Source organism: Streptomyces anatolicus (assembly GCF_019400875.1).
Taxonomy (GTDB): domain Bacteria; phylum Actinomycetota; class Actinomycetes; order Streptomycetales; family Streptomycetaceae; genus Streptomyces; species Streptomyces anatolicus.
In genome coordinates this window covers 1-8,055 of the sequence record NZ_WMBF01000288.1, presented here as the reverse complement: position 1 = coordinate 8,055, position 8,055 = coordinate 1, and the positions used below count along the sequence as shown (strand labels likewise).

The window sequence follows — 8,055 nt, the reverse complement described above, 5'->3', positions numbered from 1 at the left end:
CTCCGGACGTACGAGGTGTCCGCGCGCGAGCCGCACCTGCGCCGTCCGGTAGATGGCCGCCGCCATCCGACCGAGCGCCTGCCCGTCCTGGTGGCGGTGCTTGCGTACGCCCACGTCCACCTGGGCGAGCGCGTCCAGGCCGACCGTGTGCAGCGCGTCGACGAGCAGCCCCAGCTCCACCCCGTACCCCACCGGGAACGGCAGCCGCTCCAGGAGGGACCTGCGGGCCGCGTACTCCCCGCCGAGCGGCTGCACGAACCCGGCAAGGAGCGGCCAGTGCATGTTCAGGAGCGGGCGCGCCATCAGCTCGGTGACCCGGCCGCCCTGCCCGGAGGCCTCGCCGAGCGGGCGGTCGTACATCGCCTTCACGAACGCCACGTCCGGGTCGGTCAGGAGCGGGCCCACTATCCCCGAGACGAAGTCCGCCGAGAACTCCCTCAAGTCCGCGTCGACGAACGCGACGATGTCACCGCTCGTCACGAGCAGCGAGCGCCACAGCACCTCGCCCTTGCCGGGCAGCGGCGCGATCCGCGGCAGGATCTCGTCCCGGTGCACGACCTTGGCGCCCGCCTCCCGCGCCACCTGCGCCGTCCGGTCCGACGAACCGGAGTCGATCACCACCAGCTCGTCGACGAGCGGGGTCCTCTCGACCAGCTCGCGGCGTATCTCGGCGACGATCGCGCCGACCGTCTCCTGCTCGTCGAGCGCGGGCAGCACGACGCTCACCGACGCGCCGGACGCCCGCTTGGCGGCGGCGAGCCGGTCAAGGGGGCGGTCGGCGGCCGACCAGGAACGCCTGCTCAGCCACTGCTCGACCTCTTCCAGCACGGTCGGGGTCCTCCCGTATGTGATCCATCTCGCGGTTCGGACGACTATCTCAAGGGTCCAAGGGTTCGGTTACAGTCTTGAACAACGCCGGTGACCATCGCATGTCGGGGTCGCCGCCGCGTGAGATCCACAACTGAAACCCACAATCGAATACCGCTCATCCAGAGGGGCAGAGGGATACGGCCCGTTGAAGCCCCGGCAACCCTCCCGCCGACCGCGAGGTCACGGTGGGGAAGGTGCCAATTCCGTCTCGCGGCGAGATGCGTCGCGAGGAAGATGAGGAGAAAGGGCCTCGCCTCCATGGCTGTGCAGACTGTCGCCACCGAAACCCCCGCGTCGACCGTTGACCTCGGTCCCGCCTCGGGTCTCTCCTGCCGGGAATGCGGCACCAAGTTCCCCCTCGGCCCGATCTTCGCCTGCGCCGAGTGTTTCGGCCCCCTCGAAGTCGCGTACGACCTGCCCCTCGGCGACCCCGAAGCCCTCCGCAAGCGGATCGAGGCCGGCCCCGCCAACATCTGGCGCTACGCCCCGCTGCTGCCCGTCCCCGCCGACGTGGCCGACAAGCCGAACCTCAACCCCGGCTGGACCAAGCTCGTCAAGGCCGACAACCTCGCGCGCGAACTCGGGATCCAACAAGGCAAGTTGTTCGTCAAGGACGACTCCGGGAACCCCACGCATTCGTTCAAGGACCGCGTCGTCGCACAGGCGCTCGAAGCGGCGAGGGCCTTTGGCTTCACCACCCTCTCCTGCTCCTCCACCGGCAACCTCGCGGGCGCCGTCGGCGCCGCCGCCGCCCGCGCCGGTTTCCGCTCCTGCGTGTTCATCCCGCACGACCTGGAGCAGGGCAAGGTCGTCATGGCCGCGGTCTACGGCGGTGAACTCGTCGGCATCGAGGGCAACTACGACGACGTGAACCGCTTCTGCTCCGAGCTGATCGGCGACCCGCTGGGCGAGGGCTGGGGCTTCGTCAACGTCAACCTCCGGCCGTACTACGGCGAGGGTTCCAAGACCCTCGCGTACGAGATCTGCGAGCAGCTCGGGTGGGAGCTGCCGGATCAGCTCGTCATCCCGATCGCCTCCGGGTCGCAGCTCACGAAGATCGACAAGGGGCTGAAGGAGCTGATCGCGCTCGGCCTGGTGGCCGATAAGCCCTACAAGATCTTCGGCGCGCAGGCCGAGGGGTGTTCGCCGGTGTCGGCCGCGTTCAAGGCGGGGCATGACGTGGTGCGTCCGCAGAAGCCGAACACCATCGCGAAGTCGCTCGCGATTGGTAATCCTGCGGATGGGCCGTACGTGCTTGATATCGCTCGGCGTACCGGTGGGGCCGTGGAAGATGTCGACGATCAGCAGGTCGTCGATGCGATCAAGCTGCTCGCTCGGAGTGAGGGGATCTTTGCGGAGACCGCCGGCGGGGTGACGGTGGGGGTCACGAAGAAGCTGGTCGAGGCGGGGCTTATTGATCCCTCCCTCACCACGGTGGTGTTGAACACGGGGGATGGCCTGAAGACGTTGGACGCGGTTGCCGAGACGTCTCAGGCGACCGCGACGATCAAGCCCAGCCTTGAGGCGTTTCGCTCCGCTGGGCTTGCGGGTTAATCGCCGTAGCACCTGGTGACCGTGGCCGACTGCGGGTCGTGGTCCGTCCTCGCGCAGTTCCCCGCGCCCCTGGCGGGGCGCTACTCATCCCCGCGCTCCTGACGGGGCGCCCTCCATCCCCGTACTTCTGAGGTGAACCACATGAGTGTCAACGTTCGGATTCCTACCATTTTGCGTACCTACACCGGCGGCAAGGCCGAGGTCGCCGCCGAAGGGGCCACCCTCGGTGAGGTCATCGCCGATCTGGAGAAGAAGCACACCGGCATCGCCGCCCGCGTCCTCGACGACCAGGGGAAGCTGCGGCGGTTCGTGAACGTGTACGTGAACGACGACGACGTCCGCTTCGAGCAGGGGCTCGAGACGGCCACTCCGGACGGCGCCGGGGTCTCGATCATTCCCGCGGTCGCCGGCGGCTGATCTCCGCTGATCCAATTCCGCAACTTCCCTGCGTAAATCGAATTGCCCTCTCCGGGAGACAAACGGAGGGGGCAATTCAACTTGGTTGAGCGCGGTACAGTTGGGAAACGCGCTTCAACGTTTGTGCCGAGTGCATATACGAAGTCGGCCCGGAGCCGACAAGAAGCAGCCAAAGCGAGCCGCCCTTTTGGGCCCCATATGGCATTTGCCCGGCCCGACTTGCCCTGGATTCCGGCGAATTCTCCGCATATTGCCGATCGCACGCGCCCATAATTCTCGTCCGATTGACCTGTTGCAGAGGGCAGTTGGGCAGATACATTCAGCGGCGGTCGACGCGTTCCGGCGCACACCCCCAACCAGTGGGGGGTGAGGTCTGACCCGGGTCCGCGAAGTGCGGGTCTGTGCAAGGGCCAGTAATAGGGGAGTTAGGCATGGCTCAGGGCACCGTCAAGTGGTTCAACGCGGAGAAGGGGTACGGCTTCATCGCGGTCGACGGTGGTGCGGATGTTTTCGTCCACTACAGCGCGATCCAGATGGACGGCTACCGCACCCTTGAAGAAGGTCAGCGAGTCGAGTTCGAGATCTCGCAGGGCCAGAAGGGTCCGCAGGCTGACATGGTCAAGCTCGCCGTCTAGCTCGGCGCGATCGACCACCGAAGCAAGCATCGCGAGGGGCTCGTATCCCATGGGGGTACGGGCCCCTCGTGTGCGCCCGGTCGCGCCCCGGTACGACCCGGAGATCCAGGAGAGGCGCTTGCACTCGCAGGGGTCGAGTGCTAATCATTGGGCTTAGCACTCTACGAGTGAGAGTGACAGAACTTGGATCGGGTCGGTGAGGTCCGCAGACCGCGTGGGGCAAGGAACCACACGGTGCGCAGACCGTCCGTCGCGGGCACCAGCACGGTCCGTTTGCGTTTCCACCCCGTCCGGGAGGACCACTTCACATGGCCAAGATCATCGCGTTCGACGAGGAGGCACGGCGCGGCCTCGAGCGCGGCATGAACCAGCTCGCCGACGCCGTCAAGGTGACCCTGGGCCCCAAGGGTCGCAACGTCGTCCTCGAGAAGAAGTGGGGCGCCCCCACGATCACCAACGATGGTGTTTCCATCGCCAAGGAGATCGAGCTCGAGGACCCGTACGAGAAGATCGGCGCCGAGCTGGTCAAGGAAGTCGCCAAGAAGACGGACGACGTCGCCGGCGACGGTACGACCACCGCCACCGTCCTCGCCCAGGCGCTCGTCCGCGAGGGCCTTCGCAACGTGGCCGCCGGTGCCAACCCGATGGCCCTCAAGCGCGGCATCGAGAAGGCCGTCGAGGCTGTCTCCGGCGCCCTCCTTGAGCAGGCGAAGGATGTCGAGACCAAGGAGCAGATCGCTTCTACGGCCTCCATCTCCGCCGCCGACACCCAGATCGGCGAGCTGATCGCCGAGGCGATGGACAAGGTCGGCAAGGAAGGCGTCATCACCGTCGAGGAGTCCCAGACCTTCGGTCTGGAGCTGGAGCTCACCGAGGGTATGCGCTTCGACAAGGGCTACATCTCGGCGTACTTCGCCACCGACATGGAGCGTATGGAGGCGTCGCTCGACGACCCGTACATCCTGATCGTCAACTCCAAGATCTCCAACGTGAAGGACCTCCTTCCGCTGCTGGAGAAGGTCATGCAGTCGGGCAAGCCGCTGCTGATCATCGCGGAGGACGTCGAGGGCGAGGCGCTGTCCACGCTCGTCGTCAACAAGATCCGTGGCACCTTCAAGTCCGTCGCCGTCAAGGCCCCGGGCTTCGGTGACCGCCGCAAGGCCATGCTCGGCGACATCGCCATCCTCACCGGTGGCACCGTCATCTCCGAGGAGGTCGGCCTCAAGCTGGAGAACGCCGGTCTCGACCTGCTCGGCCGCGCCCGCAAGGTCGTCATCACCAAGGACGAGACGACCATCGTCGACGGTGCCGGTGACAGCGACCAGGTCCAGGGCCGCGTCAACCAGATCCGCGCCGAGATCGAGAACTCGGACAGCGACTACGACCGCGAGAAGCTGCAGGAGCGCCTGGCGAAGCTCGCCGGCGGTGTTGCGGTCATCAAGGCCGGTGCCGCGACCGAGGTCGAGCTGAAGGAGCGCAAGCACCGCATCGAGGACGCCGTTCGCAACGCGAAGGCGGCCGTCGAGGAGGGCATCGTCGCCGGTGGTGGCGTGGCTCTCATCCAGGCCTCCGCGGTCTTCGAGAAGCTTGAGCTGGAGGGCGACGAGGCCACCGGTGCCGCCGCTGTGAAGCTGGCCCTGGAGGCCCCGCTGAAGCAGATCGCGGTCAACGCCGGCCTCGAGGGTGGCGTCATCGTCGAGAAGGTGCGCAACCTGCCCATCGGTCACGGCCTGAACGCCGCGACGGGTGAGTACGTCGACATGATCGCCGAGGGCATCCTCGACCCGGCGAAGGTCACGCGCTCCGCTCTGCAGAACGCCGCGTCCATCGCCGCGCTCTTCCTCACCACCGAGGCCGTCATCGCCGACAAGCCGGAGAAGGCGGGCGCTGCCCCGGCCGGCGGCGGCATGCCGGGCGGTGACATGGACTTCTGATCGACCTCTGGTTGATCACTGTCCTCACGTACCGAGGGCGGCACCCTTTCCCTGGATTCTCGGGAAGGGGTGCCGCCCTCGGGCGTTTCTCCGGCGTTCTCCGGCGTTCTCCGGCGTTCTCCGGTGGGTGCAGTCGTACGTCAGCCCGCCCGCTCATAGGTAAGGACGGTCTTCGGGTGGTTGCCGATCTTGCGTAGGCGCAGCGGGCCGTCCGAGGACTTCACGTCGAAGTCGTACTCGTTTGCCTTCGGCGGGCAGTTGACGGTCCTGACGCCCTGATCGAGCTTGAAGTTGCTCATGGACAGGTCGTGCTGGTGGGTGCCGGTGACAACGGCGCTGCCCTTGCATCGCGGGCCGGTGCGGGACTCGATGACCACGCGTGCCCATCTGCCCGGCTCGACCTGGTGGATGGTCAGCTGCTGGCTGCCGTCCGTGGCTCGCCACCGGCCCACGAACCAGGGGTGGATGGGCTTGTACTTCGTGGCCATCCTGGCGAATCCGGAGCCTTTGCGCCAGGTCAGCGTGTTGGTTCCCCAGAAGCTGCGATCGACGAAGTCCACTCGGGCGCCACTGTCGCGGATGCGGGCCTTCGGCCAGACCATGTTGTTTTTGGTCGGGTCGGTGGTCCAGGAGGAGAGGTCCCCGGTGGCGACGGCCGCGATCACCTCTTGCGGTTCTTCGCCGTCCCTGCAGTACACGCCGAAGCCGGCCGCGAGCCACACGGTGTCCCGGTACGCCTTTGCCCTGATGCCGCCGCACGGTTTGGTGCCGGTCTCATAGACCGTCTTCCGGGCGGACCAGGCGTCGTCAGAGGCGTCGCGATGCTGTGCCTCCAGGCCGCGGCGAGTGAAGCGGAGGGACACCTGCCGGCCGTCGGACAGTTCGAGGACGGTGTGGTCGTCGTCGTCCTCGACGACCCGTGAATCAGGCTTGTCCTCCGGTTCGCGGTGGGACTTCGTGTGCTTCGCGCCGCTTCCGGACGGTCCCTTGTCCGATTGCTCGGCGCAGCCGCCGACGGCTGCGCCGAGCATCAGCACCGCTACCGCCCACGCCGCTGCGCTCTTCGTTCTCATGCCGTGTCAGCTCCCCTGTACGCCGTGCCGCGATGCCCGGGCCGGTGGGTGGCACGAACTCGGCGATGCTAGCCGGTGGACGGCCCGCCCCACGCCGCCATCACCCACAACCACGATCTCCCAGCCCAAACCATCGGGGCCGTCCCGGAAGAGAGCTACACCCTTCTCCGGCTACGGCAGCCGGTCCATGATCCAGGCGCAGAGTTCCTCGGTGACCAGGGTGTGGCCCTCGTTCTTCGAGGCGCAGCGGAACTCGTCCAGTTCGCTCAGGGCGTCCTCGGACGCGGTGATCGGGTCGTACAGCTTCTCCTGGGTGTCGATGTCGCGCAGGGCGATCGCGCTGACCGTGGGCACGAAGCAGTGGGCGCGGAGGTCGGCCTCGGAGCCGAGGCCGATGAGCGCGGGGATCTTGTTCAGTTCGTCGGCGAGGATGCCGAAGCCCTCCAGGGTGCCGCCCGGGGCGCCGTCCATCTCGGGGATTCCCGAGGTGTGGATGCGGGGCTTGCGCAGGGTCACGACCCTGAGCTGGGCGACGAGTTGGTCCTCGCCCGCGGACTGGGTGTGCAGGTGGGTGCCGGTGATGGCGAGGCCCTTGCCGTGGAAGGCCCGCTCGCCGGGGCGCACGCCGTTGCTCTGCCCGATGCGTACGCCGTTGGCCACACCGATCTTCTTCGGCCGCTGGGGCCAGCCGCCGACCCGTTCGAGTTCGGCGAGGAACGTGCCGCGCTCCTTGTCGGTCTCGGGGCTGTCGTCCCACTCGGAGATGTGCTGCCACAGCAGCTGGCGGGCGGCGGGGCTGTTCATCTGGTCGGAGAACGCCGCGTTGAGCCGCCGGATGTAGTGCGCGAACGACTGGAGGGCGAGGGGGATCCAGGCGCCGCGGTGCGGACTGTCGTAGGAGAAGTACAGGGCCGTCTGGTGGTCGTTGTCCGGGCCGCCGTCGTGTTCCATCTCGGCGAGCGCGTACCGGGTGACGAGGCCGCCCATGCTGAAGCCGCCGACGGTCAGCGGGTGGTCGCCGACGCGCCGCGCGATGGCCTCGCGGATGGCGGCGCGGGCGACCTTGGCGTTGTCGAGGATGGAGGCGCTGCGCTCGTCGTAGCCGAGCAGGATGACGTCGTAGCCGCGCTGGCGCAGGGCGCTGAGGAACGGGTAGGGGCCGCGTTCCAGGATCTCCCAGGAGAAGTCGAGGTCGCTCGGGCCCGAGCTGAAGCCGTCGCCGAGGATGACGGGCCGGGTCAGGCCGCGCGTCCGGTCGGCGAGGTAGACCCAGGCCCGCCCTGCGGGCAGCGCCCACTCGTCGTCCGGCGCGGGCGCGGCGGCGGGCGCCTCGCGGGCCTGCCTCGGTCCCGGGGCGAGGGTGACGCGGGCGGCGGTCCCGAAGGCCTCGGAGATGCGGCGGGCGTCGGCCTCGGTGAGCGGTTCGGGTTGGTTGGGCTCGGTCATGCGGGTCCCCTCCGATGGCGCTGATGTCGGTCGGCGTCGCCATCTTCGGCACGGCGGGTGGCGGCCGACAGTCGGCCTGGGCCCTTTCGGACAGGGCGGGTTCGGCCGTTCATCGCCCTTTACGGG

7 protein-coding genes and 1 riboswitch are annotated in these 8,055 nt (G+C 67.9%); of the genes, 4 read left to right on the top strand and 3 right to left on the bottom strand.

Going from position 1 to position 8,055, the window contains the following annotated elements; genetic code table 11:
- On the bottom strand, positions 1-828 hold an 828-nt coding region (locus GKQ77_RS22390; protein ID WP_219690723.1), incomplete at its 3' end, for a glucosyl-3-phosphoglycerate synthase.
- Positions 829-982: 154 nt separating this feature from the next.
- A riboswitch (SAM riboswitch) is annotated at positions 983-1,111 on the top strand.
- A 17-nt stretch (positions 1,112-1,128) separates the two neighbouring features.
- Here GKQ77_RS22390 and thrC point away from each other — a divergent pair.
- The 4 genes from thrC to groL all read left to right on the top strand — a co-directional run bounded on the left by thrC (position 1,129) and on the right by groL (position 5,410).
- Positions 1,129-2,424, top strand: coding sequence for a threonine synthase (thrC, locus tag GKQ77_RS22385; protein WP_219690722.1), 1,296 nt, complete (start codon positions 1,129-1,131; stop codon positions 2,422-2,424).
- A 141-nt stretch (positions 2,425-2,565) separates the two neighbouring features.
- Positions 2,566-2,841, top strand: coding sequence for a ubiquitin-like small modifier protein 1 (locus tag GKQ77_RS22380; protein ID WP_219690721.1), 276 nt, complete (start codon positions 2,566-2,568; stop codon positions 2,839-2,841).
- A gap of 431 nt (positions 2,842-3,272) precedes the next feature.
- Positions 3,273-3,476, top strand: coding sequence for a cold-shock protein (locus GKQ77_RS22375; protein ID WP_005315736.1), 204 nt, complete (start codon positions 3,273-3,275; stop codon positions 3,474-3,476).
- 308 nt (positions 3,477-3,784) lie between these two features.
- Positions 3,785-5,410 carry a chaperonin GroEL gene (gene groL, locus GKQ77_RS22370; protein ID WP_125513545.1) on the top strand — a complete coding sequence of 542 codons (1,626 nt, stop codon included), beginning with the start codon at positions 3,785-3,787 and terminating at the stop codon, positions 5,408-5,410.
- A gap of 140 nt (positions 5,411-5,550) precedes the next feature.
- On the opposite strand, the gene GKQ77_RS22365 is transcribed toward groL, so the two are convergent.
- Both GKQ77_RS22365 and GKQ77_RS22360 read right to left on the bottom strand, forming a co-directional pair.
- Positions 5,551-6,483, bottom strand: coding sequence for a hypothetical protein (locus GKQ77_RS22365; RefSeq protein ID WP_219690720.1), 933 nt, complete (start codon positions 6,481-6,483; stop codon positions 5,551-5,553).
- A gap of 171 nt (positions 6,484-6,654) precedes the next feature.
- Positions 6,655-7,929: an esterase/lipase family protein gene (locus GKQ77_RS22360; protein ID WP_219690719.1), complete on the bottom strand. Its 1,275-nt coding sequence runs from the start codon at positions 7,927-7,929 to the stop codon at positions 6,655-6,657.
- Positions 7,930-8,055 lie beyond the last annotated feature (126 nt).

Bases quoted from the DNA above. Each gene is read 5' to 3' on its own strand.
- thrC (WP_219690722.1), top strand. From the start codon at position 1,129: ATGGCTGTGCAGACTGTCGCCACCGAAACCCCCGCGTCGACCGTTGAC.
- GKQ77_RS22380 (WP_219690721.1), top strand. From the start codon at position 2,566: ATGAGTGTCAACGTTCGGATTCCTACCATTTTGCGTACCTACACCGGC.
- GKQ77_RS22375 (WP_005315736.1), top strand. From the start codon at position 3,273: ATGGCTCAGGGCACCGTCAAGTGGTTCAACGCGGAGAAGGGGTACGGC.
- groL (WP_125513545.1), top strand. From the start codon at position 3,785: ATGGCCAAGATCATCGCGTTCGACGAGGAGGCACGGCGCGGCCTCGAG.
- GKQ77_RS22365 (WP_219690720.1), bottom strand. From the start codon at position 6,483: ATGAGAACGAAGAGCGCAGCGGCGTGGGCGGTAGCGGTGCTGATGCTC.
- GKQ77_RS22360 (WP_219690719.1), bottom strand. From the start codon at position 7,929: ATGACCGAGCCCAACCAACCCGAACCGCTCACCGAGGCCGACGCCCGC.